Annotated in this window: 20 protein-coding genes; 4 read left to right on the top strand and 16 right to left on the bottom strand. The window is 55.0% G+C overall.

Going from position 1 to position 21,507, the window contains the following annotated elements; genetic code table 11:
* Window positions 1-48: 48 nt before the first annotated feature.
* From ACTVJH_RS03980 to ACTVJH_RS03940, 9 genes are all read right to left on the bottom strand, one after another.
* Window positions 49-951, bottom strand: a complete 903-nt coding sequence (locus ACTVJH_RS03980) for a C1 family peptidase (RefSeq protein ID WP_455987905.1) — start codon at window positions 949-951, stop codon at window positions 49-51.
* The gene (locus tag ACTVJH_RS03975) at window positions 881-1,327 is read right to left on the bottom strand and encodes a C1 family peptidase (RefSeq protein WP_455987696.1); all 447 of its coding nucleotides are present in this window, start codon (window positions 1,325-1,327) and stop codon (window positions 881-883) included. The genes ACTVJH_RS03980 and ACTVJH_RS03975 overlap by 71 nt, the downstream gene beginning before the upstream one ends.
* Before the next feature lie 214 nt (window positions 1,328-1,541).
* Window positions 1,542-3,689, bottom strand: coding sequence for a DNA topoisomerase 3 (locus ACTVJH_RS03970; protein ID WP_455987694.1), 2,148 nt, complete (start codon window positions 3,687-3,689; stop codon window positions 1,542-1,544).
* Window positions 3,690-3,722: 33 nt separating this feature from the next.
* Window positions 3,723-4,553 carry a glutamate racemase gene (murI, locus tag ACTVJH_RS03965; protein WP_455987692.1) on the bottom strand — a complete coding sequence of 277 codons (831 nt, stop codon included), beginning with the start codon at window positions 4,551-4,553 and terminating at the stop codon, window positions 3,723-3,725.
* Between the two features lie 7 nt (window positions 4,554-4,560).
* Window positions 4,561-5,421: a hypothetical protein gene (locus tag ACTVJH_RS03960; protein WP_455987690.1), complete on the bottom strand. Its 861-nt coding sequence runs from the start codon at window positions 5,419-5,421 to the stop codon at window positions 4,561-4,563.
* A gap of 6 nt (window positions 5,422-5,427) precedes the next feature.
* Window positions 5,428-6,579, bottom strand: a complete 1,152-nt coding sequence (gene hemW / locus ACTVJH_RS03955) for a radical SAM family heme chaperone HemW (protein WP_455987688.1) — start codon at window positions 6,577-6,579, stop codon at window positions 5,428-5,430.
* 312 nt (window positions 6,580-6,891) lie between these two features.
* Window positions 6,892-7,449, bottom strand: coding sequence for an epoxyqueuosine reductase QueH (locus ACTVJH_RS03950; RefSeq protein ID WP_455987686.1), 558 nt, complete (start codon window positions 7,447-7,449; stop codon window positions 6,892-6,894).
* A 5-nt stretch (window positions 7,450-7,454) separates the two neighbouring features.
* Window positions 7,455-8,930, bottom strand: a complete 1,476-nt coding sequence (locus ACTVJH_RS03945; RefSeq protein ID WP_455987684.1) for an Rne/Rng family ribonuclease — start codon at window positions 8,928-8,930, stop codon at window positions 7,455-7,457.
* 142 nt (window positions 8,931-9,072) lie between these two features.
* Window positions 9,073-10,041, bottom strand: coding sequence for a radical SAM protein (locus ACTVJH_RS03940; RefSeq protein ID WP_455987682.1), 969 nt, complete (start codon window positions 10,039-10,041; stop codon window positions 9,073-9,075).
* A gap of 288 nt (window positions 10,042-10,329) precedes the next feature.
* On the opposite strand from ACTVJH_RS03940, the gene ACTVJH_RS03935 reads away from it, so the two are divergent.
* From ACTVJH_RS03935 to ACTVJH_RS03920, 4 genes are all read left to right on the top strand, one after another.
* Window positions 10,330-11,196, top strand: coding sequence for a tRNA (adenine-N1)-methyltransferase (locus ACTVJH_RS03935; RefSeq protein ID WP_455987680.1), 867 nt, complete (start codon window positions 10,330-10,332; stop codon window positions 11,194-11,196).
* Between the two features lie 514 nt (window positions 11,197-11,710).
* A complete protein-coding gene (locus ACTVJH_RS03930) occupies window positions 11,711-12,976 on the top strand; it encodes a phenylacetate--CoA ligase family protein (RefSeq protein ID WP_455987678.1) in 1,266 nt (421 codons plus the stop codon).
* Window positions 12,977-13,173: 197 nt separating this feature from the next.
* On the top strand, window positions 13,174-13,869 hold the full coding sequence (locus ACTVJH_RS03925) for a ChaN family lipoprotein (protein ID WP_455987676.1): 696 nt from the start codon (window positions 13,174-13,176) through the stop codon (window positions 13,867-13,869).
* 21 nt (window positions 13,870-13,890) lie between these two features.
* Window positions 13,891-14,313: a PDZ domain-containing protein gene (locus ACTVJH_RS03920; RefSeq protein ID WP_455987674.1), complete on the top strand. Its 423-nt coding sequence runs from the start codon at window positions 13,891-13,893 to the stop codon at window positions 14,311-14,313.
* A gap of 125 nt (window positions 14,314-14,438) precedes the next feature.
* Here the strand turns inward: ACTVJH_RS03920 and ACTVJH_RS03915 are convergent, their stop codons facing one another.
* The 7 genes from ACTVJH_RS03915 to lepA all read right to left on the bottom strand — a co-directional run bounded on the left by ACTVJH_RS03915 (window position 14,439) and on the right by lepA (window position 21,186).
* Window positions 14,439-14,696: a hypothetical protein gene (locus ACTVJH_RS03915; RefSeq protein ID WP_455987672.1), complete on the bottom strand. Its 258-nt coding sequence runs from the start codon at window positions 14,694-14,696 to the stop codon at window positions 14,439-14,441.
* A gap of 135 nt (window positions 14,697-14,831) precedes the next feature.
* Window positions 14,832-15,611 carry a cyclic nucleotide-binding domain-containing protein gene (locus ACTVJH_RS03910; RefSeq protein WP_455987670.1) on the bottom strand — a complete coding sequence of 260 codons (780 nt, stop codon included), beginning with the start codon at window positions 15,609-15,611 and terminating at the stop codon, window positions 14,832-14,834.
* A 15-nt stretch (window positions 15,612-15,626) separates the two neighbouring features.
* The gene (locus ACTVJH_RS03905; RefSeq protein WP_455987668.1) at window positions 15,627-15,959 is read right to left on the bottom strand and encodes a DUF4911 domain-containing protein; all 333 of its coding nucleotides are present in this window, start codon (window positions 15,957-15,959) and stop codon (window positions 15,627-15,629) included.
* Window positions 15,946-17,013 carry a M24 family metallopeptidase gene (locus tag ACTVJH_RS03900; protein WP_455987666.1) on the bottom strand — a complete coding sequence of 356 codons (1,068 nt, stop codon included), beginning with the start codon at window positions 17,011-17,013 and terminating at the stop codon, window positions 15,946-15,948. The genes ACTVJH_RS03905 and ACTVJH_RS03900 overlap by 14 nt, the downstream gene beginning before the upstream one ends.
* 65 nt (window positions 17,014-17,078) lie before the next feature.
* Window positions 17,079-18,617, bottom strand: a complete 1,539-nt coding sequence (locus ACTVJH_RS03895) for a YifB family Mg chelatase-like AAA ATPase (RefSeq protein ID WP_455987664.1) — start codon at window positions 18,615-18,617, stop codon at window positions 17,079-17,081.
* A 2-nt stretch (window positions 18,618-18,619) separates the two neighbouring features.
* Window positions 18,620-19,219 (bottom strand): signal peptidase I, encoded by a 600-nt coding sequence (gene lepB / locus ACTVJH_RS03890; RefSeq protein WP_455987662.1) that lies wholly within the window; start codon window positions 19,217-19,219, stop codon window positions 18,620-18,622.
* A 161-nt stretch (window positions 19,220-19,380) separates the two neighbouring features.
* The gene (lepA, locus tag ACTVJH_RS03885; protein WP_455987660.1) at window positions 19,381-21,186 is read right to left on the bottom strand and encodes a translation elongation factor 4; all 1,806 of its coding nucleotides are present in this window, start codon (window positions 21,184-21,186) and stop codon (window positions 19,381-19,383) included.
* Window positions 21,187-21,507 lie beyond the last annotated feature (321 nt).

Below are 21,507 nucleotides of genomic sequence, written 5' to 3'. Positions count from 1 at the left end.
TGCTCAGAAGTCCATAGGCCCACCCGTCGCTGCCCCCCGCCCTGGCGGTTATGGAGCCGGTATTGTTAAAACACCGTTTGCATCGAAACTGAAAAACCGGGCCCCGTAGGCCGTGGCCCGGTCATCGTTCGAGGTGGCATTGACCGAGATGGTCCCTGTATTGATGATTTCATGTCCCTGCAGACACGCCCCGTAGGCCGTGGACTGTCCCTCGTCCGTGGATGCCGTTGCACTGAGAATTTCGTTGTTTTCGATCCGGCCGACATTGCCCGCCCAGAGAAACATGCCGTGCACATAGGGATTGCCTGAGTCCACTGTACCGGTAGCCATGATGGTCCCGTTGTTGATCATGAACGAGGTGTCATCGCCCCATTCGTACCATCCCCGGGCAACAGGCTGATAGCCGGTGGCATCGAGCGTGCCGGCTACGGACCCCGTATTGGTCAGGGCAATGGAGTCGAATCCGTGATCGTTCCACTCTTTGTAATGCAGATAGCAGGCAGATGTGGCCACCCGGGCGGAAGCGTAATCGATGCGCATGTAGCCGTCCTCGCCCCAGTTCTCACTCCATGAATTGCGCAGGAACCAGGCGCCCTTGCCTTCGCCGGTGGAATTGTCGTCCCACCCGACCAGGGAGATGGCGTGGTTGGTCGGGGTAAAGTATTCAAGGGGATTGGCGGCTGTGGTGGCGTTGTCCGAAAAAATGCCGTCGGTGTATGTCTGGAATTCGTCGGTTACATCGACCGCGGCGTCCACGACTCCAAATGTATGGATGGCTCGTTTGATGGTTTCGATATCGTTGGTGGGCAATCGGTGAAATCCGGCGAACTGGATGCGCGGGGCGTCCCAGTGATAGTCCAATTCATGGGAGCTATCCTTGTCATACTGTTTGATCACGTCCCAGTCGGTTGTATAGGGGAACTCCTCTTCGTAACAGACGCCATAATCCACCAAGGCCTGGAGTTCGTCGTAGTCGTAGTTGGCTCCCCCCCCCGTTTCGGCCTGTGGGGAAACCCTCATATTTCTGGCCCAGACTCCAGACGACAAAGGATTCTGACAGGGAGACGGGATTGCCGTCATAATCGGCCTGTGCCTTGTTGTAGGTGCCTTCGGCCGTGGCAACGGCAGCAAAGGCGTAGCAGGTACCCAAAGGGTTCTGGTTCTTGACCGGACCGATGTAGCTCACCCCGTTCACGTCACGAAGATCGTATGCCGAGAGCAGAGAAGCGGGTTCGGCGAACAGGGAGGCCGGAAGAGACAAAATCGCGTACAGGGAACACAGACAGCAAAAGAAAAAGGGTCTGAAGCCGGGGATGGGTACGAGCATGATACAACCTCGCAACAGTGAAAGGAGAGTGGAAGGTGTAAGACATCTTCGGTGCGTTGTGTGATATAGACAGTTATATGTTTTTACCAGATTTTTTTTGGGGGCATTGCAGCAAATCAGCTGGTTTTTGAAAACAGAAAAGGCCATCCTGTCATACTAGATGTCAGGATGGCCCGGGGATGTGAGTCATGGGAAGGGTGGTGCGCCGGGGAAATTATTGCTGCGGGATAGAGCTGGGCGTCGGGGGTTGGTCACGTCTGATTGCGACCCTGCCCTGGCGCACTTCCAGTCGCGCCTTGAAGGGGTTGCCGTCTCTGGTTTTCAGGTCGAGTTCCTTGGCGGTCACGCCCTTGGTCAGGAGTTCCTTTACCTGGGTCTGGGTGATTTTTCCTCCGAACATGTTTTTCCAGATGGTGAAGGGGCATCCGCCGTTGGGTTCGCGCCAATTGATGCATCCATAGGCCTTGGGATTCGCCACCACAGCGCCCCCGCATAAAGGGCATGTGCCAAGGGATGTCTTGCCCGGAGGAAGGGTGGCCGGGCTGGTGGCGAATTTTGTATCGCGCAGGTTGTCCACCCCGTTTTTGACCATGGTTTTTATCCTGCCCATGAACTCCGGATAGGTGATCGTTCCCTGTTCCATGGACTTGAGCTTCTGTTCCCACGCCCCGGTCAGTTCCGGAGAGACCAGATCAGGCAGGGAGGATTCCACGGTTTCGACCACGTGGCAGCCCGTGTCGGTTGCGATCAGTTTCTTGCCCTGCTTGGCCACGTAGTTTCTACTGACGAGCGTCTCGATGATCTGGGCCCGGGTGGCCGGAGTGCCCAGTCCCCGTTCCTTGAGGGCCTCCTGCAATGCTTCGTCGTCCACAAGTTTGCCCGCGGTTTCCATGGCCCCGAGCAGGGAGGCGTCCGTGAAATGGGCCGGGGGCTTGGTGGTATGTTTGACCGGTCCGACCTCCCGGACCTCGATGCCATCCCCTTTGGTCACCCGGGGAAGGGGGTTGTCCTGGGCAGAGCGCCAGGGCTCGGCAGCGAACCACCCCCTGTCCGTGAATATCTTGCCTGTGGCCTTGAAGGGCTGTTCGTCCACCAGAATCCAGACCAGGGAGGTCAGAAAGGTGCAGTCCGGAAGAAAGGCGGCCATGGTCCGGCGACAGACCATTTCATAGATGTTCCATTGGTCCGGGGTAAGCTGGTCCCGCACGGCCGGTTTGGTCGTCGGAATGATGGCGTGGTGGTCCGAGACCTTTTTGTCGTTCACGCAGGTAAATTTCTTTTTGGCTGCCTTGATCCGTTCGGCGGCCTGTGCGCTGATCTCGGGAAAATGGGGGTACACCGCCCGAAGGTGATCCAGGATCTCCTTGTACACCTCGGTGGTCAGATACCGGGAATCGGTTCGCGGATAGGTGAGAATTTTTTTGGTTTCATAGAGTTCCTGAGCGATTTCCAGGACCCTTTTGGCGGACAGACCGAGCCGGGTGTTGGCCTCGCGCTGCAGGGTGGTCAGGTCAAAGGGCAGGGGGGGGCGCTGGCGGCCCTTGGTGCTTGCAACCGATTCCACCACACCCAGTTTGCCCTGGCAGTCTTCGGCCAGTTTCCGGGCACGATCCTCTTCCCAGACCCGGCTGTCCTTGCGCTTGGGCGGGGCGAACCAGATTCCCTTGAAGGGCTCGTCTTTCTGACCGAACATCCCTTCGACGGTCCAGTAATCCTCGGGCTTGAAATGTTCGATCTCTTTGCGCCGGTCCACGAGCAGTTTCAGGACCGGAGACTGCACCCGGCCCACCGTGACCAGTCCGCCCGTCTTGACCGTAAACAGCCGGGAGAAGTTCATCCCCACGAGCCAGTCCGCCTCGGCCCGGGCAAAGGAGGCCAGCCCGAGATTGCGCTTGTCCTCCCCCGGGACCAGGGAGGCGAGGGACTTCTTGAGTCCGGCCTCGGTCATGTCATTGGCCCAGAGACGTTTGATGGGCTTGTCGCATCCGGCCATCAGATAGATGCGCCGGAAAATGAGTTCGCCCTCGCGGCCGGCGTCCGTGGCATTGATGACCTCGGTGATATCCTCGCGTGTGAGCAGGGATTTGACCACGACGAATTGGTCCTTTGTCTGATCGAGCACCGTGAGGGTGAACCGTGCCGGGATCATGGGCAGTTGATCCATGGACCAACGTTTGCCCCAGGCCGGGTTCTGGTCTCCTGGCTCGGCGATATTCACCAGATGACCCACTGCCCAGGTGATCACGTGGCGGTCGCCTTCGAGATATCCCTGGCCGCGTCCTCGGATGCCGAGGACCTTGGCGATTTCCCGGGCGACTGAAGGTTTTTCCGCCAGAATGAGTGATTTGTTTGCTTGGACCATGGAACAACGTGTGGGGTGAAAAGAGAGTATTGTCTATAAATCGATGATTTCCACATCCTCGGGAAGGATGGGTCGCTGCAGAAAGATGGTTCCCACCCTGGCGAACCGGGAGGCCGAATCCGTGGCCAAAAAACGTGTTCTGCCCGGTTCGTCGGAATCAGTAACAAGGTTGTTTTGACGAAGAATTTCGGCAACTTCCGATGCCGTGGTGCTTGCCGAGTCAACCAAGGTCATGCCGGGGCCGGTTACCCTGGCGATGGCCGGTGCGAGCAGTGGGAAATGGGTGCATCCGAGTACCAGACAGTCCGGGGACGCGCCCGGGTTGTCTGCAAGGAGCTCGTCCAGGTAGCGCCTGGCCACGGATGTGGCGACCTGTCCGTCCAGCCACCCTTCCTCGGCCAGGGCCACAAACAGGGTGCAGGCCTTGGACAGAATGGTCGCGTCCGGGGCGATGGCGTGGATGGCCTTCTGATATGCACCCCGTGAAATGGTCGATTCCGTTCCCATGACAGCGATCTGTTTGTTTACCGACGTCCGGCATGCAGCTCGGGCTCCGGGATCGACCACACCGAGGACCGGGATGGGCGCGCATTTTGTTTTCAGATCTTCCAGGGCCACGGATGATACCGTGTTGCAGGCCACGACCATAAGTTTGATCTTCTGGGAGATCAGCCGGGTTGCAACCTGCACGGCGTACCGGGTGATCGTGTCAGGGCTTTTGGTTCCATAAGGAAGACGGGCCGTATCCCCCAGATATACGAGATTTTCTTGGGGAAGTCGGTCCCGCAATGCCTTGAGTACGGTCAGGCCACCTACGCCGGAATCGAATACGCCGATGGAAAGATTATTGGTAAGAGGGGCCATGCCAGCCTTAATCCAAAGGGATGATGTTGAAGAAAAGAACAAAGGGGCCGATGGTCGTGCTCATGCGCAGACAGAGCATGGCGTTTCGAGCGGGTTCGGTGTCTGTGTGCATGGTCATGCAGCTGCCGGTCACCGGATATCCGGCTCGGCGCAGGGCATTGTCCACCAGATAGCCGAGGGAATCAGCATACTCTCCTATCACAGAGCTCACCCGGTTCTGCCCCTGAATGCTTCGGTCGGTCAGACAATAGCATAGGGAGAGAGCCTCTCTCCTGTCCAGACTGAATCCAAAGCTGATGTGCACCCTGCATGCGGCTACATGCAGGGTAAGGTGTGCGGTGATGCATGTGTCTTTCAGGTCCGGATGGTGACAGGAAAGAATGTCCGTGGCCTTTGCCTTGCCGCAGATGGCCCGGGATATATAGGCCTGGGTGGTCTCCAGTATGTGTTCGATAAGCACGGAAGCGGGCAGGCTCTTGAGACGATTCTTGATTCGGGATGCTATCTCGCGGTTGAATTCATGAAAAAGAGTGAGCTGGGTTTGCAAAACCTCGGGAGAGACGCTCCCCTGTCGAACCAAGATATCGCCGATAAAAAGGTGGGCCCGCTTCTGGATGTTTACAAGAAAATCAACCTGCTCGGCATTGAGATAGCCTTGTTCAATGGCGAGCAGACCGAGCTGTTTGTCCGATCTCTTCTGGAGGGCCAGAAGCTTTCGCAGTTGTTCCGGAACAAGCATATCCTGTTCCAGGGCCAGGACCCCCAGGGGATGGTTGATCTTGTCCTGCTGGAGAAGGCCATCTCTGAGTTGTGACTTCGAGATAACACCCTGGTCATAGAGAAATTGCCCGAAAAGTTTTCCGTACATGGAAGATCACCCATTCTGGTCGATGTCCTGCGGGAAGAGAAATTCAGAAATGATATCGTTGCTCACAAGCATCCCCTTTGTGGTCAGGCACAAGGAAGTCCCCATTGTATAGGCGAGCCCCTGCCTGCGCAAGGTTTCGATGGAGTAAGCATGGTTGCGCGTCGGATCTTCCGGTACATCGGCTTGGATCATGTCGAGATTCAGCCCCTTGCGGGTGCGCAATGCGAGCATGATTCGTTCATTGTTCAGGGTAGCGGGCGCAAGAAATTCCCTGTCTGCATCGAGTTCCTTGTGCTTCAGGGCCGAGGTATAGGCTGGTAGACTTGCTGGATTTGTCCAGCGATTTGAAGAGATTGTAGATACCGCGCCAGGACCGACGCCCAGATACTCCTTTCCCTCCCAGTATCCGGTATTATGGCGACTCTGTTTTCCGGGGAGACAATAATTGGAGATTTCGTAATGGTCGTACCCCTGGGAGGCAAGCAGGGCCGATCCCTCAAGAAACATGGATGCCTGATCGTCTTCCGGGGGGAGGCTGAGAGTTCCGGTTGCAATATCCTGCTCGAGCAATGTCCCGGGCTCAACGGTCAATCCATAACAGGAAAGATGATCAGGGCGAAGAGTGACAACGGTTTCCAATTGATCAAGCCATTGGGCCGTGGTCTGTCCGGGGATTCCCCAGATGAAATCCAGACCGATATTGGTGAATCCGGCTGCACGGGCGTTGTCCAGGCTCTGGATTGCCTGATCCGGCGAATGAATACGTCCAAGGGTTTGCAGCTGTTTGGGATCAAGGGATTGTACCCCGAGACTCAGGCGGTTCACACCCAATTGGTGAAGCACGCGGAGATAGGTTTGATCGTTGGCTGATTCCGGATTGGCCTCCAGGGTGATCTCGGCACCCGCAGCTATGTGAAATCGGGAGGAAATGGTGGCCAGGATACGTTCGATATTTCTGACAGGCAGGAGCGAGGGGGTACCCCCGCCGAAATAGATGGTCTCGAAAACGGGGTATTCCAGGCGATCGCTCCAGAATGCGAGTTCCTGAAGAAGGAGATCCACATAGGTTTGCATCGCCCCTTGGGAAAAAGGGCCTGAAGCAAAGGCGCAATACCGGCATTTTTTGCGGCAGAAGGGGACGTGGAGGTAGAGGAGCAAAGGCGAGTGTAGGTTTTAGGTTTTAAGGTGGGTGAGTCTGGAGACGGGAAACAACACCCGTAGGGGCACGGCGCGCCGTGCCCTTTTCCCGATTTCAGACAAATCCTGATGTTCCGGGAATCAAGAAATCCGCCATCCCGACGATACCCGTCATCCCGGCGCAGGCCGGGATCTTGAAGGCAAAGAATGAGGCTGAAACGTCCAAGCAGTGCCCAACCCGGAGAGATCCCGGTTCAAGTCCGGAATGACGTTTTTATCGAAAAGACCCCCAGGTTCCAGTGTCCTCCCCCCTTAAACCTTAACCCTTAATCCTTAAAACAGCCCTTCCAACTCTCGTTTATACCGTTCCATTTCCGAATAGATACATCCGCAATACTGCTGCCGGTAGATGTTCCATTCCTTGGAGATGTCAATACCCTGTTTCCAGCCTTCCCTGAAATCCTGATACAGAAATTGGGTCGCGCCCCTGCCCGCAATATCGCGACCCAGATCGGCAATGGTCTGGTGCTGCTGGAATTTGCTGTACAGCAGGGTGGAGGTGAAACAATCGAACCCGCCCCGTTTGGCCACGGACCAGGTTTTCTCGAGCCGCATGGTATAGCAGTGGAAACAGCGGTTGTTTTCCCGGAAGGCCACGGCACGCAGGTACGAGGCCGGATCATGGTCCTTGTCTTTGTAAATGACCGGGAGATCGAGTCTTTCGGCGGTTTCCACAACCCCCTGACGCCGTTTGAGATACTCCTGAAGGGGATGGATGTTGGGATTGAAGTACAGCCCTGTGACGTCATACCCTTGGTCCCTGAGAACCTGGACCGGGTAGATGGCGCAGGGGCCGCAGCAGATATGTAACAGAAGGCGTTTTTTGGCCATGACGTCTACGTGCTTACGGGGCTGTTGGCTGAGACCAGAAAGATGTCCTTGGAGAATTCCTCTTCGAACCGATGGATCATATCCCGTTTGTGATTGAGAATATAGGCCGCCAACTCCGGGCTGGTGCAGTATTCAAAGGGCGAGGGGCATTGTTTGCGGCGCAGTTGCCTGTACATTTCCTTGAGAGTCTGGATGGCCTGCCATTCGAGGTTCCTCCGGATTCCCACCCCGTTGCAGCAGGGACAGGGTTCCATGCTCAGGGAGAGTGCCGATGTGCCCAGCCGTTGTCGAATGAGTTCCATGAGTCCGAATTTGGAAAGTCGGCCCACATCGGTCCGGGCTTTGTCGCCCTTCATGGCGGCACGCACGGTTTTTTCCACCTGTTGGATATGACCTCTGTCCTTCATCTCGATGAAGTCGATGACCACCTGCCCGCCGACGTCACGCAGACGGAGCTGTCTGGGGATTTCTTCGGCCGCCTCAAGGTTGGTTCGCAGGGCCATTTCCTTGAAGTTCTTTTTGCCGCCGATCTTGCCTGAGTTGATGTCCACGGCCATGAGGGCCTCGGTCTGGTCGAAGCAGAGCTGCCCGCCACTGGGGAGGTTGACCTCCCGGCGAAAGATCTGGATGAGCTGGTTTTCAATATTGAATCGTTCGAACAGGGTCTGCTCGAAATCCGTATGCTGTTTGACCATCTTGGTCCGCCGGGGATAGAGCAAGGTAACTGTATCCTTGACCATTTTGGCGGTGTCTTCGTGGTCCACCCAGATTTCGTTCACATCCTGAGTGAAATAATCCCGCACGGCCCTGAAGGCCAGATCCTTTTCCTCATAGACCAGGCTCGGAGCGGATGCCTCGACCCCCTTCTTGCGGACTTCCTTCCATAACCGTTTCAGAAATTGCAGATCCCTGCCAAGGGTGGTCTTGCTCTGGCCCTCGCTGACGGTGCGCACGATGAGTCCAAGGCCTTCGGGAACTTTGAGTTCTTCGAAAATCTTTTTGAGGCGTTCGCGTTCCTTGGGGTCTTCGATTTTGCGCGAAATCCCCAGTTGCTCACGTCCCGGGGTGAGAACGATGTATCGTCCAGGCAGGGAGAGATAGGTGGTCAAAAAAGCCCCTTTGGAGCCTGTAGGGTCTTTGACAACCTGGACCAGAACTTCCTGACCGGGTTTGAGGGCTTCCTGGAGGGGGGGATATTTGCTTCCCTTTTTGTGTCTGGTTCCGGGTTGGTAGTACTCGGGATGAATCTCGTCTACCTGCAGAAAGCCGTTTTTTGGGGCTCCATAGGAAATAAAGGCTGCCTGCAGGGCTGCGTCGATGTTGTGGATTTTTGCCTTGTAAATATTGCTTTTGGTTTTGCTCTGATGAACCATTTCCAGATAGTATTCCTCGACCCGGCCGTCCTGGGTCAGGACCACTTCGACCTGTTCTCCGGGAAGAACGCTGATAAACATCTTGCGACGGTTTTTGTTGGAGGCCATAGTTTCCTCTATATGCTTGAAAAAGTTGGAATCATCTCCAAATCCATTTCCCTGCTCGACGATAACGGTTCGGCAGGAGGTATCGATTTCCGTGTAAACTGGTTCGATACGGGTCTGGAGACGACGGAAATTTGTTGATCGACTATTCCCGATCTTGATCGAGACAGGAATAGAATGTGCTATCGGCATCGATGATCGCGGTAACTTGGCGCGTGGCAACGAGATGATCGATGACCTTTTTGATCTGTTTCTCGCGAATGTCCATGGCCAGACCGAGTTGCTGGACGGTCTGGGGGCGGATGGCAATGGAGTTCAGAATAGCCTTTTTCAGCTGTATGTCATCCATGGTAGCAAAGAGGCGAGGATCGATATGTTTTGCCGTATGGGTGAAGGAAGCGTTCTTCTGGGCTGGGGCCAGGGCGGCTCGCCATGTATCAAGGGTGGCAGCGTCAACGGGTCGCGCAGCGGAATACGCACCTGGTCGGGTCATGGTGACCACGTCGATACGTTCCGGTGCCAGTTTTTTGCAGAACGAGACCATGGCCCGGAGATTGTTTTCCGTGTCGTTGATTCCGGCTACAAGAAGGATTTCCAGGTAGATGGACCCATTATAGGTGGAGCCCCACGACAGAATCCCTGTGCGGATTGCTTCCAGATTCAGCCCGGGACAGGGGCGATTGAGTTTGAGAAATTCATCGTTGATCAGGGTATCCATGGAGGGCAGGACGACCTCGGCCTGGCTGATGGCCTCACTGACCTCGGGATTTCCAAGGAGCGTCCCATTGGTCAGTACGGCAACGGGAATCCGTGGAGCCAGGCGATGCACGCCCTGGATGATCGCACCCATCTCGCTGTTCAGACAGGGCTCCCCCTTTCCCCCCAGGGTGATGTATTCGGGAAGCGGCAGGCCGAGAGAGAGCCATGCCTCGAGTTCGTTCAGAATGGTCCCGGCCTTGACCCATGGTTTGCGCGTCAGTGTGTGGACTCGGGTTTTGCCCACTTCACAGTACAAACAGTCAAAGTCACAGATAGGGTGGCCCAGAAGATCGAGGCCAAGAGAGCGGCCGAGTCTGCCCGAGGGTACGGGTCCAAAAATATATGTGAAATCCACGTCAGTGAAATTCCTTGCCTGAGGTGAGTGAGTGCGTATCAAAAACAATAGGTAAATATAGGTCGTTTTGGGGAAATGACAAGGGCATGGAGGTGCTTTTTCAGGGCCAATTTGTTCGCATGACCAGCTCGCCCCGTTCCGGGCGGTTTGAAGTTCTCTCGCCGGCCCCGTCTTTCAGGTGCCTGCATTCGAACAAATGTGCCCTGGGTGCTTTTTTGTCAGAACCCTTTATTGACAGGATTGTTGAACCCGGGATACCTCGCCCCTTATTCTCGAGGAGGAACCCCCATGTTACAAGCCGGTCAATTGGTAATGTTAGTCAGCCCCAAGGGCAAGCGATACTTTCGTGTTCTCGATCCCGAAGAAACCCTGCACACCCATGACGGCAAGCTCGAGCTCGCCGATGTTCTGGATCAGGGATTCGGGGCAAGCGTGAACACCCATCTTGGACGTCCCTATTCTGTTTTATTGCCCACGCTGTACGATCTGATCAAGGGGATCAAACGACATACCCAGATCATGTATCCCAAGGACATCGGCTATGCCATGCTGCGTTTGGGCGTGGGCCCGGGGAGGCGGATCATCGAGGCGGGAAGCGGTTCCGGCGGGATGACCATGGCCCTGGCCTGGAGTGTTGGTGAACAGGGACGGGTTTTCTCCTATGACAGACGGGAGGAATTCAGCGACCTGTGCTCCCAGAATCTCGAATGGGCCGGGCTTGCTTCGCGGGTCGAATGGTTCAACCGGGACATTACAGAAGGGTTTTTGCAGACCGATGTGGACGCACTCTTTCTGGATGTGCGTACGCCCTGGGAGTATCTCGAGCAGGCAGCCGCGGCCATGCGTCCAGGTGCCCCGATTGGATTTCTGCTTCCAACCACCAATCAGGTTCAGGACCTGCTCCTTGCCCTTGAGCATGCGCCTTTTGGCGATGTCGAGGTGCTCGAGATCCTGCTGCGCAAATACAAGATCAACGGCGAGCGATTCCGCCCGGATGACCGGATGGTCGCCCATACCGGTTTCCTGATTTTTGCCCGGAAAAAAGGGGCGGAGGGAGAGGTGGTAGGACTCGACAGGAAAAAAGTGCGCAGTACGCAGGGCGCAGTGCGCAGGAAGGGCGGGAAAAGTGAATGCTTAGCGAGCTTGCGAGGTTAGCAGACCTTATGCAGAGTAAAAGTGAATGCTTAGCGAGCTTGCGAGGTTAGCAGACCTTATGCAGAGTAAAAGTGAATGCTTAGCGAGCTTGCGAGGTTAGCAGACCTTATGCAAAGCTGACGGGAAAGGCGAATGGAAGGTGAATGTCCGGGGCGAACCTCGTGTTCGCCCAAACCGGAACGCGACAATTTTTTTCAGGACTCGAAGAAAAAAGCGTTATCCCCGGTTTGATCCAGGGACGTATACGGGGTCACTGGCCGGTAGTCGTGTGGGGGAGCATGGGAACGTTGCGTCGTTGGCGCGCATCGGGATGACGGGTATGCTGTCAGCAGTTTTTTGAAACGCCAATTATCCTGAATAGGTGCAGGGACCGCTGAAAGTGGTCCGGCTGCTACTTGCTTTTTGGGGCAAAAAACTCTATCAGACACGGTTTACATCAGAGTACCCGTACCTGTGGTTTGCAGATAGATCGCAAGGGATGGGAATACAATCCATTTCAAGGGGGTGGCGGCACATGACCCGCAAAGACCGCACAGAAGGAATCTACAGCCGACGCGAGGTTCTCGACGAGAGCGAGCGCAAAAAATTTTATCAGATTCAGCTCAAAGATCTGCTTTCTTATGCGTATAGATATTCCGAGGATGTCAAGAAACGGTTTGATCGGGCCCAGTTCGATGTGGAAAAATTCAGAGAATTGTCCGATCTCAAGCATATACCCATTCTCAAGAAAAAAGAGCTTATCTTTCTCCAGTCCATGGGACCCCGTCTGGGTGGACTGTTGACCAAGGATCTCGGGGAGTTGCGCCGCATTTTTCTGTCACCCGGCCCGATTTTCGATCCCGAGGATCGCAGTGAGGATTATTGGGGATGGTCGGAGAGCTTTTATGCAGCCGGTTTCAGACCCGGCGATCTGGCGCAGATCACCTTCAACTATCACATGAATCCTGCCGGGCTCATGTTTGAGGAGCCTCTCAAGAATCTCAATTGCGCGGTCATTCCTGCAGGCCCGGGCAATACCAATAACCAGCTGGATATCATGCAGAAACTCAGGGTGACCGGATATGTGGGCACACCGAGCTATCTGATGCATCTGGCACAGAAGGGAGAAGAAAAGGGGCTTAACCTGCGCAAGGAGCTCTATCTCGAAGTGGCCTTTGTCACCGGGGAAAAGTTTTCCGAAAAGATGCGCACGACCATAGAGAAGAAATTCGATTTGATCATGCGCCAGGGATACGGAACCGCTGACGTCGGGTGCATCGGCTACGAGTGTTTTCAGAAGAACGGGCTGCATGTGGCCAATCGTTGTTTTGTGGAAATCTGCCATCCGGACACAGGTATCCCCTTGAAAGACGGTGACGTGGGCGAGATCGTGGTCACTGCCTTCAACAAGACCTATCCCCTGATCCGTCTGGCCACCGGGGATCTTTCCTATATCGATCGTGAGCCCTGCTCCTGTGGAAGAACCTCTCCGCGGCTCGGAACGATTGTCGGTCGTGTGGACACCACGGCCAGGATCAAGGGCATGTTCGTCTATCCGCATCAGGTGGAACAGGTTCTTGCCAGTTTCGAAGAGGTCAAACGGTGGCAGATCGAGGTGACCAATCCCGGCGGAATCGATGAAATGATCCTGTCCATCGAGGCCAGCAGTTTCAGCCGTGAAGACGAATTGCTCCACTCCTTCCGCGAGAAGATCAAGATCCGTCCTCTGCTCAAGGTTCTCGATCCGGGAAGTCTGCCTCCCCAGATCCGTCTTATCGAGGACAAGCGCAAGTGGGATTAGGGGCATGATCCTGTAATCCGATATATAAACCGGCAGGGGTGACCTTGCCGGTTTTTCATTTGGATGGCTTGCAGAAAACGATGTGGCGCATGTACTGTCCGCCGGGTAAGCGTTGAGAAAGAGCTTGGTGATTATGCCGTGCACGGGGTAGGGTTGCCAATGTTTGTACCAATCCAAGCATGGAGAGGAAGATGGATATGAAAGAGATTTTACTGGCAGTCGCCTTTGCCGGGATGATCGTGACGGCTGTAGGGTGTGCCGGGCATAAGACAATGCGTACGGTCCACGAACCGGTTCCAAATCCCATATTGCATACCAACCAGGGAGAAACCATTTCCCCGAATTGCTTGTCGGCTCAGGTCGGCACTGCCGATTACATCCTTCTCGGTGAGGGACATACCAACGCCTGCGATCATCTGGGGCAGGCAACGATCCTTCGCACCCTGGCCGAAAGCAAAGATCGGCCCGTGGTTGGCCTGGAAATGGTTTCACGGGACATGCAGCCTGTGCTGGATGCGTGGAATAATGGGACGATTTCCATGGCTGACATTCCATCCCGTCTTGAGTGGAAGGATCGCTGGGGACATCCTTTTCATTTGTACAAGCCTGTTTTCGAGATTTGTCGGGAATTCGGCCTTCCCATGGCAGCCCTGAACATTCCCCGCAGGATTGTGGATACGGTCCGGAAAAACGGGCTGGAAGGCGTTGTAGAGCCGGACCAGAAATATATTCCTGATCCGTTGATTCTGGCACCCGAGGAACAGAAAAAGGCTCTTGGCCCCATGCTGCTCATGCATGCCCAGATGAGTAATCAGGAAGATTCCCTTACCGAGTCGTTTTTCCTGGTCCAGTCCCTCTGGGATACGGCCATGGCTGAGACCGCGGTCGGGTAGCGGGAAAAAACCGGGCGCAAGGTGGTTATTCTGGCGGGAGCCGGGCATGTGGAGAACCGCTGGGGCATAGCAGATCGCCTGAGTGTGCTGGATCCGGAAGCCCGTGTCGTTTCGGTCATGCCGGTGAGAGCGAGCAGCGAAATCACGCCGGCGGGCGCCGACTATTACTATCTCTGCCCGTCAACAGGCACGGGCAGCCGATTGGGCTTGGTTCTCGAATCACGGGATGACGCGCTTGTGGTGAAGGGAGTGATTCCCGATTCCAGGGCTGCCAGGGCGGGATTCAGGCCGGGTGATGTTCTGGTTACCGCTGGTGGCCACGAGATTACAAGCGGGCTCGATCTGCACAGAGCAGCCTTTCCCGCAGCACAGAAGGATCAGGATCTGGTCTTTCAGGTTCGCCGTGAAGGAAAGAATCAGAAGATTGTGGTGCAATTCCAGTAAATCTCTGCCGCGTGAAACCCAGAAAAAAGCCCAGAGCCACCCAATCCTCATGGTGTTACTCAGGGCTTTTTTCAAGCTGCGCACTGCGCACTGCCTGCTACGTACCGTGCGCTGCTCCCTTTCTCCTATTTTTCATTCTTGAGCAGAAATTTAGCGGAATCCAGATCATAGATTTCAGTGGGGGCCTTGTTGCCACGCTGTTTCTGCATCTCCGCAGCCCGTTGGATGATATCCATGTCCAGCCAGCCGTGTCGATCCCACACTTCAGGGCTTCGGCTGCTCCAGAGTCTGAACTCGATGGCCCCGTCGTTCTCGCGGACATACATGCGTTCCTGTTTGCTTGAGGGATTGGGATAGTAATAGAGTCCCTTATCATCTTTCATATCATACTCCTTGATTTCAGTATGTCTTTGCCCCTCACCGGTTGTCTGGCAAGGGGCATTTCATTTTTTTGTCGGGGTGATCGGTTCGGATAAAATACAAAAAAGGCAACGGTGTTCAGGACAGGATTGTCGGCCTCACATGCTTTTTTCCATGCGGTTTTTGGTTTCGGCCAATTCCCGGCTGGTTTTGGCAAGACGTTGGGCCAGAGTGGTTATCACCCGCAGGGAAAAATCAGGGTAGTCCGAGAGCATGGAAGTCAATTGCTCGGGCGAATAGACCTCGAGCACGGAATTGCCCAGGGATCTGATCCCTGCGGTTCTTCCTTCGTTGAGCAGGAAGGCCATTTCCCCGAATATTTCTCCCGGCTCTTTGATCACGGCCAGCTGGTTGTCGTTCTTAACAACTTCGAGCCCCTTGTCCGTTGAAATGATCCGGTAGATTTCCGTGCTCATTTCTCCATCTTTCATGACCCATTGGCCAGGACCTTTGGTTTGGATCCGGCCCACGAATTGGGTCTGCATGTTCGCGGGATTGTTTTTGCCGAACCTTGTCCAGCTTGCCTCCAAAACATGGGAAAGCCCTTCCATGATAAGCTGGATGGTCCGTGGGGAGTTCTGCAGGATGTCGTCGATGACATCGGCCTGATAGGTGGCCACTCTGCAGGGTTCCAGCGCCAGTGCGGTGCAGGGATACACACCGGCCGTACTGATGATTCCTTCCACTCCAAAGGCATGGCGCCCCGTGATGTGTATGGGTGGCTCGTTGTGTTTGGACAGTGCAACGCTGCCCCCAAGAAGAATGTGAAAGCGGTGGGCGGGATCGCCGGCATTGAAGATGATATCCCCTTCTGCAAAGGATTCAATGCCAGGGGGTTGCCGGTCGTTTTCAGAGGTGGCGCGATGTGATGTGTGCATGGATGAGAAGATGGCTTAAGGGGCGAAGGATGGTTCGTCCTTGTGCGGGATGTGAAAGCAGGCGCGAAGGTCAAGGACACCGTTCAGGGATTCAAGCAGGCTTTCGACCGTTTTCCGGGCCTCCGGAGCAAAGGTCAGCCGAATCATGGCCCGATATTTATCAAGCACCGACAAATACGCCAAATTATCACAAGACTCAAGAATGAACTTGAATAAGGCGATATCCGCACGGGCCAGTTCGACATAGATGTGGTCAGACCAGGTCGGCGGGCTGGACACGCTGAATGAGGATCGAGGCGAAATTTGTCCGGATCTGTGTTTTTGAAGACGGGGTTTAGAGGACCTCATGACCATCTTCCGTTATCAGAACCATGTGCTCCCATCTGACTCCGCCCCATTCCGTATAATAAAGTCCGGGTTCCGCAGTGACGACCATGCCGGGTCTGAACTCGGTCTGTGCTCTGGGGCTTATCGCTGGTGGTTCATGGGTTTCCAGCCCGACTCCATGGCCCAGCGAGTGGGTGAAATACATGCTTTGACCATGTTTGTCGAAATAGGACCGCGCCGCCTGGTCGGCATGCTTTATCGGTTCGCCCGGTTTATAATGTTCCAGGGCAATCTGCTGGGCCTCCTGGACACGCTTGAGGGTATCCAGAAACGCCTTGCTCGGGGTGTCTCCAACCCAAAAGGTTCGAGTCTGATCCGAACAATATCCGTTCAGACGACATCCCATGTCCACAAGAACCGGGCAATCCCGGGTCACGGCCGCGCTGCCCGGAATCGCATGGGGCAGTGCGCTGTTCGGTCCGACCGCGACAATGGTCTCGAAGCTGAGTTCCGAGGCGCCCTGTTCCCGGAAGAGCCGTTCAATTTTCCAGGCCAGGTCGGCTTCGGTCATTCCAGGGACAAGGAGTGATTCCAGCTGGGAAAAAACGTGATGATTCAGCGAGCAACTCTGCTTGAGCGCCTGGATCTCGGCGTTATCCTTGATGATTCTGAGATTTTCAACCAGATTTTTGGTGGGTACCAGATCCACTTTTTGTTCAAGTATTTTGTACTGGACAACTGGCATGGAAACAGCTTCGATGGCCAAAGTCCGGATACCAAGATCATGTATCCAGCTGGCGATATGCTCGTCCTTGCCCCCTGCGTATATGAAGATACGTTCCTCTGGCCAGAGCCGGGTTGCAGCATCTTTGTACCGACTGTCTGTCAGCAGCCATGCTTCACCTTCTCGGGTTACAAGAAGGGCCCCCGCACTTTCGTTGCATTGGGGGTCATGGAGTTCGAAGCCTGAAAGATAATAGCGATTGGCCGCGTGGGTGACGAGCAGGGCCGCGATGTCGTTTTTTTGGAGGGATCTGGCCAGGCGTTGCTGGCGTTTTTGGAAGATGGTTGTCATTGTCGGCAAATGGAATGGTTGGTGAAAGAATCGCAAAGCGATTCTGCATGGAAAATGGTCTCTGTTTAAAAATAGTCGTTCTGCCTGTCCAGGGTGCGGTAGTTGATGGCTTCGGCCAGGTGGTGGGCGTTGAGGCCGGGATCGCCGGAAAGATCGGCAATGGTTCGGGCGATGCGCAATATGCGAGTGAAGGCGCGGGCCGAAAGACCAAGATTTTTGACTGCGGATTCCAGAAAACCGTGCTCAGCATCACCGAGAGGGCAGAATTCCTGGAGCCATTTTCCCGAGAGCTGGGCGTTGGTCAGCAGGGGGGTGTTTTGATAGCGTTTGGCCTGGATGTCCCGGGCGGTCTGGATACGGGTGCGCATGGTCGCAGAGTCGAGCGCCCCGGCATTCTGACGGAGTTCCTTGTAGGGTACGGCCGGGACCTCGACCTGGAGATCGATACGATCCAGGAGTGGTCCGGAGAGCCGGGATCTGTACCGCTGAATCTGGCCCGGTGTGCAGACGCATGGATGACGTTCATCGCCAAGATACCCGCAGGGGCAGGGGTTCATGGCTGCCACGAGCATGAAGTCGGCTGGATAGGACAACGAGACAGCTGCCCTGGAGATGGTCACATTGCCATCTTCCAAAGGCTGTCTGAGAACCTCAAGGACATGTTTCTTGAACTCCGGGAGCTCATCAAGGAAGAGCACACCCCTGTGAGCCAAGGAGACCTCACCGGGCCGGGGGTATTGACCACCACCTATGAGTCCGGCGTCGGAAATGGTATGATGAGGAGATCTGAAAGGGCGCGCTACGATCAGGGGCTGGTCTGGTTTGAGCTGACCTGCCACGCTGTAGATCTTGGTCACCTCCAGGGCCTCTTCAAACCCCAGGGGCGGGAGCACGGTGGGGATACGCTTGGCCAGCATGGTTTTTCCACTACCAGGAGGACCGAGGAAAAGGAGATTATGGGCTCCAGCCGATGCGATTTCAATGGCCCGTTTGGCATGTTCCTGGCCTTTGACTTCGGAGAAATCCACCAGATGTTTTTCACGCAGAGCCCATATGGAATCCAGATCGTTGACCACTGGTTCGATGGACATTTCGCCAAGGAAAAACTGGATGGATTGGGACAGGGAATCCAGGGGAAGGACGTTTAGTCCCTTGACCACGGCCGCTTCGGCTGCATTGTCTCTGGGTACGAACAGAGCCTTGGCCCCCATGTCCCGGGCCTTGAGGGCCATGGGGAGAATCCCGGTGACCGGCCTGAGTTCCCCGTTCAGGGAGAGTTCTCCGGCCATGTAGTAACCATTTAGGGCATGCTCGGGAATCTCTCCGGCACCAGCCAGAAGTCCGAGTGCCAGGGGCAGATCATAGCCGCTGCCTTCCTTGCGCACATCGGCCGGGGCCAGATTGACCGTGATCCGAGAAGCCGGCAACCGGAATCCACTGTTTTTTAAAGCCGAGAACACTCGTTCCTTGCTTTCGCGTACTGCACCCTCGGCAAGTCCAACCATACAGAATGCGGGCATTCCGCTTCTGGCCAGATCGACTTCAAGCTCAACGGTAAAGGCATCGATGCCTAAAAGGGCGGTTGTTTCGACCTTGGAGACCATGGCTACTCCACGAGTCTGCCGATGCGATTCCAGCGGATGTTCGAGAAGCCCTCCCAGGACCAGTACAGAATCATGGCCTTGCCGGCTATCTTGTCGCGATCCACGAATCCCCAGAAACGTGAATCATAGGACTGGTCCCGATTATCCCCCATGACGAAATACTTGTTTTCGGGAACGGTAATCGGGCCGAAATTGTCTCGCGTGGGGCGATAGGTAGGCTCCACATGCTGGGCATAGGGCTCATCCAGTTTCTGGCCGTTGCGAAAAAGTACCTTGTCGCGCATTTCCAGGACATCCCCTGGTGTGCCGATGACCCGTTTGATGAAATCCTTGGAAGGGTCTTCAGGAAATTCAAAGACAATGATGTCCTTGAACTCGGGGTCGGAGAAACGGGTGACAAAAAAATCGGTAAAGGGAATCCTGAGACCATAGACAAATTTGTTGACCAGGAGATGATCGCCTATCTGCAGGGTCTCGAGCATGGAACCCGAGGGAATCTTGAAGGCCTGGACCACAAAGGATCGGATGATGAAGGCCAGGATGAAAGCGATGATAAGGGCTTCGGCATATTCTTTTAAAACAGTGAGCCAGCGTGGTTCCATGGGAAGGTCCTGATTGATATTCGTTGATGAATGAGTTTGGCGGGGAGTGCCTTTGCGCTTGGTGCGGGCACACTACCCTGATCAATTCCAAGGTGACATGTTTTTGAAAACAGCGTGCAGAATAGAGCTGGTGGTACCGGACAAGTCGTTTGCCTGCCGGGCTATTTGTCATCCACCTGCATGGCGGCCAAGAAGGCCTCCTGTGGGATCTCTATGCTGCCCATGCGCTTCATCCTTTTTTTGCCCTCTTTTTGTTTTTCCAAGAGCTTGCGCTTGCGTGTGATGTCTCCGCCATAACACTTTGCGGTCACATTTTTGCGCAGGGGGGCGTTGCGTTCCTTGGCGATGATTTTGGAACCAATAGCCGCCTGGACGATAACCTCATAGAGCTGTCGGGGGATGAGCCGTTTGAGTTTCAGCGCCAGGGCCCGACCCCTGTAGTAGGCTGTATCGCGATGAACGATGCAGGACATGGCATCCACGGGATCGCCGTTGATCAGGATATCCAGTTTGACCAGATCCGATGGCCGATAGTCCACGATTTCATAGTCAAGGGAGGCAAATCCCCGGGTCATGGATTTGAGCCGATCGAAGAAATCATACACGATTTCTGAAAAAGGGAGTTCATAGGTGATGATGACCCTGTTGGCCGTCAGATACTTGAGGTCTTTCTGGACTCCCCGCTTTTCTTCGCAGAGCTTGAAGACGTTCCCCACATAGTCGTTGGGTACGTGAATTTCCATGCGCACGAACGGCTCGTTGATTGTCTGGATCTCCCCCGGGTTCGGCAGTTTGCTCGGGTTGTCAATCTCAAAGACCTCACCATTGGTCTTGTGGATTTCGTATATTACCGAGGGCGCGGTGGCAATGAGATTTGCCTTGAATTCACGCTCCAACCGTTCCTGGATGATCTCCATGTGCAGCAGTCCCAGAAAGCCCGCTCTGAAACCAAATCCCAGAGCCTGGGATGTTTCTGCTTCATAGGCAAAGGCTGCATCGTTCAGCTGGAGTTTTTCCAGGGCTGATTGCAGGATATTGTATTGGGCAGGTTCGACCGGGTACAGACCACAAAAGACCATGGGCTTGACCATCTTGAATCCGGGAAAGGGGGTTGTGGTCGGATTTTTGGGATGGGTGATGGTGTCTCCAACCCGTGCCTCGTCCAATTCCTTGATGCTGGCGCACAAAAAGCCGACCTCTCCGGGTCCGAGTTCGGCGATATCCAGGGGTTCGGGAGAAAAAACACCCAGTCGGGTGACCTCGAACTCCTTACCTGTGGAGACCATGCGAATCGGTTGGCGATTCGTGATCGTTCCTTCCAGAATGCGAAAGAGCACAACAACGCCCTGATAGGAATCATACCAGGAATCGAAGATAAGGGCCTTGAGAGGTTGATCGGCATTCCCTTTGGGTGAAGGGATGTCGGTGATCACCCGCTCCAGGAGTTCGGGCACCCCTTCCCCGGTTTTGGCACTGACCATGATGGGGTTTGAGCAATCCAGGCCGATGGCCTCCTCGATTTCCTGGCAGACCTCTTCGGGATGGGCGCTGGGAAGGTCGATCTTGTTCAGCACGGGAATCACGTCCAGGTCATGGTCCAGGGCCAGGTAGACATTGGCCAGGGTCTGGGCTTCAACGCCCTGGGTGGCGTCCACGACGAGCAAGGCGCCGTCACAGGCCGCCAGACTGCGCGAAACCTCATAGCTGAAGTCCACATGCCCCGGCGTGTCGATAAGGTTCAGGATATATTTATTTCCCGCTGGAGACGTGTAGGGAATCCGGACGGTCTGGGACTTGATGGTGATGCCCCGCTCCTGTTCCAGTTCCATGCGGTCCAGGTACTGATCCTTTTTGTCCCGGTCGGCAATCAGACCGGTCAGTTCCATGATCCGGTCCGCCAGGGTGGACTTGCCGTGATCGATATGGGCGATGATACTGAAATTACGAATTGTGGTGATGTCGGTCATGCAGGTGTCCATGGCGTATACTGTGCCAGGCAAGAATGTAGATACCGGTGACGAGATTCACGACCCCAAGAGATGGTGTCGCTATGATCGCGGATGGGGGCGACCGGTCGGTCACCCCGGGAATACCATTAAGATAATGTCGGACTCAGTAATTTCCGGTTAGGTTTTTGCATGTAGCCATTTGAAATTATTTTAAAAAATGCTCATTTTTTACTTGACAAGAGGCAGCTAGTGTGGGCCGCATTTTTGTATAGCCAATAATATCAGGAGGTTATACAAAATGCGAAGACCGATCCCCAAACGTTTGCCACCATCCGTTCA

This window comes from Desulfoplanes sp. PS50 (genome assembly GCF_053851535.1).
The sequence above is the reverse complement of the archived record's forward strand: the minus strand, read 5'-3'. Positions and strand labels throughout refer to the sequence as shown.

What these genes read in the sequence shown, in the direction of transcription:
- ACTVJH_RS03905 (WP_455987668.1), bottom strand. Translation starts at nt 15,959, where the DNA reads ATGAGGTCCTCTAAACCCCGTCTTCAAAAACACAGATCCGGACAAATT.
- ACTVJH_RS03910 (WP_455987670.1), bottom strand. Translation starts at nt 15,611, where the DNA reads ATGCACACATCACATCGCGCCACCTCTGAAAACGACCGGCAACCCCCT.
- ACTVJH_RS03960 (WP_455987690.1), bottom strand. Translation starts at nt 5,421, where the DNA reads ATGTACGGAAAACTTTTCGGGCAATTTCTCTATGACCAGGGTGTTATC.
- ACTVJH_RS03950 (WP_455987686.1), bottom strand. Translation starts at nt 7,449, where the DNA reads ATGGCCAAAAAACGCCTTCTGTTACATATCTGCTGCGGCCCCTGCGCC.
- ACTVJH_RS03895 (WP_455987664.1), bottom strand. Translation starts at nt 18,617, where the DNA reads ATGGTCTCCAAGGTCGAAACAACCGCCCTTTTAGGCATCGATGCCTTT.
- ACTVJH_RS03930 (WP_455987678.1), top strand. Translation starts at nt 11,711, where the DNA reads ATGACCCGCAAAGACCGCACAGAAGGAATCTACAGCCGACGCGAGGTT.
- ACTVJH_RS03925 (WP_455987676.1), top strand. Translation starts at nt 13,174, where the DNA reads ATGAAAGAGATTTTACTGGCAGTCGCCTTTGCCGGGATGATCGTGACG.
- lepA (WP_455987660.1), bottom strand. Translation starts at nt 21,186, where the DNA reads ATGACCGACATCACCACAATTCGTAATTTCAGTATCATCGCCCATATC.
- lepB (WP_455987662.1), bottom strand. Translation starts at nt 19,219, where the DNA reads ATGGAACCACGCTGGCTCACTGTTTTAAAAGAATATGCCGAAGCCCTT.
- murI (WP_455987692.1), bottom strand. Translation starts at nt 4,553, where the DNA reads ATGGCCCCTCTTACCAATAATCTTTCCATCGGCGTATTCGATTCCGGC.
- ACTVJH_RS03970 (WP_455987694.1), bottom strand. Translation starts at nt 3,689, where the DNA reads ATGGTCCAAGCAAACAAATCACTCATTCTGGCGGAAAAACCTTCAGTC.
- ACTVJH_RS03945 (WP_455987684.1), bottom strand. Translation starts at nt 8,930, where the DNA reads ATGGCCTCCAACAAAAACCGTCGCAAGATGTTTATCAGCGTTCTTCCC.
- ACTVJH_RS03900 (WP_455987666.1), bottom strand. Translation starts at nt 17,013, where the DNA reads ATGACAACCATCTTCCAAAAACGCCAGCAACGCCTGGCCAGATCCCTC.
- ACTVJH_RS03935 (WP_455987680.1), top strand. Translation starts at nt 10,330, where the DNA reads ATGTTACAAGCCGGTCAATTGGTAATGTTAGTCAGCCCCAAGGGCAAG.
- ACTVJH_RS03975 (WP_455987696.1), bottom strand. Translation starts at nt 1,327, where the DNA reads ATGCTCGTACCCATCCCCGGCTTCAGACCCTTTTTCTTTTGCTGTCTG.
- ACTVJH_RS03915 (WP_455987672.1), bottom strand. Translation starts at nt 14,696, where the DNA reads ATGAAAGATGATAAGGGACTCTATTACTATCCCAATCCCTCAAGCAAA.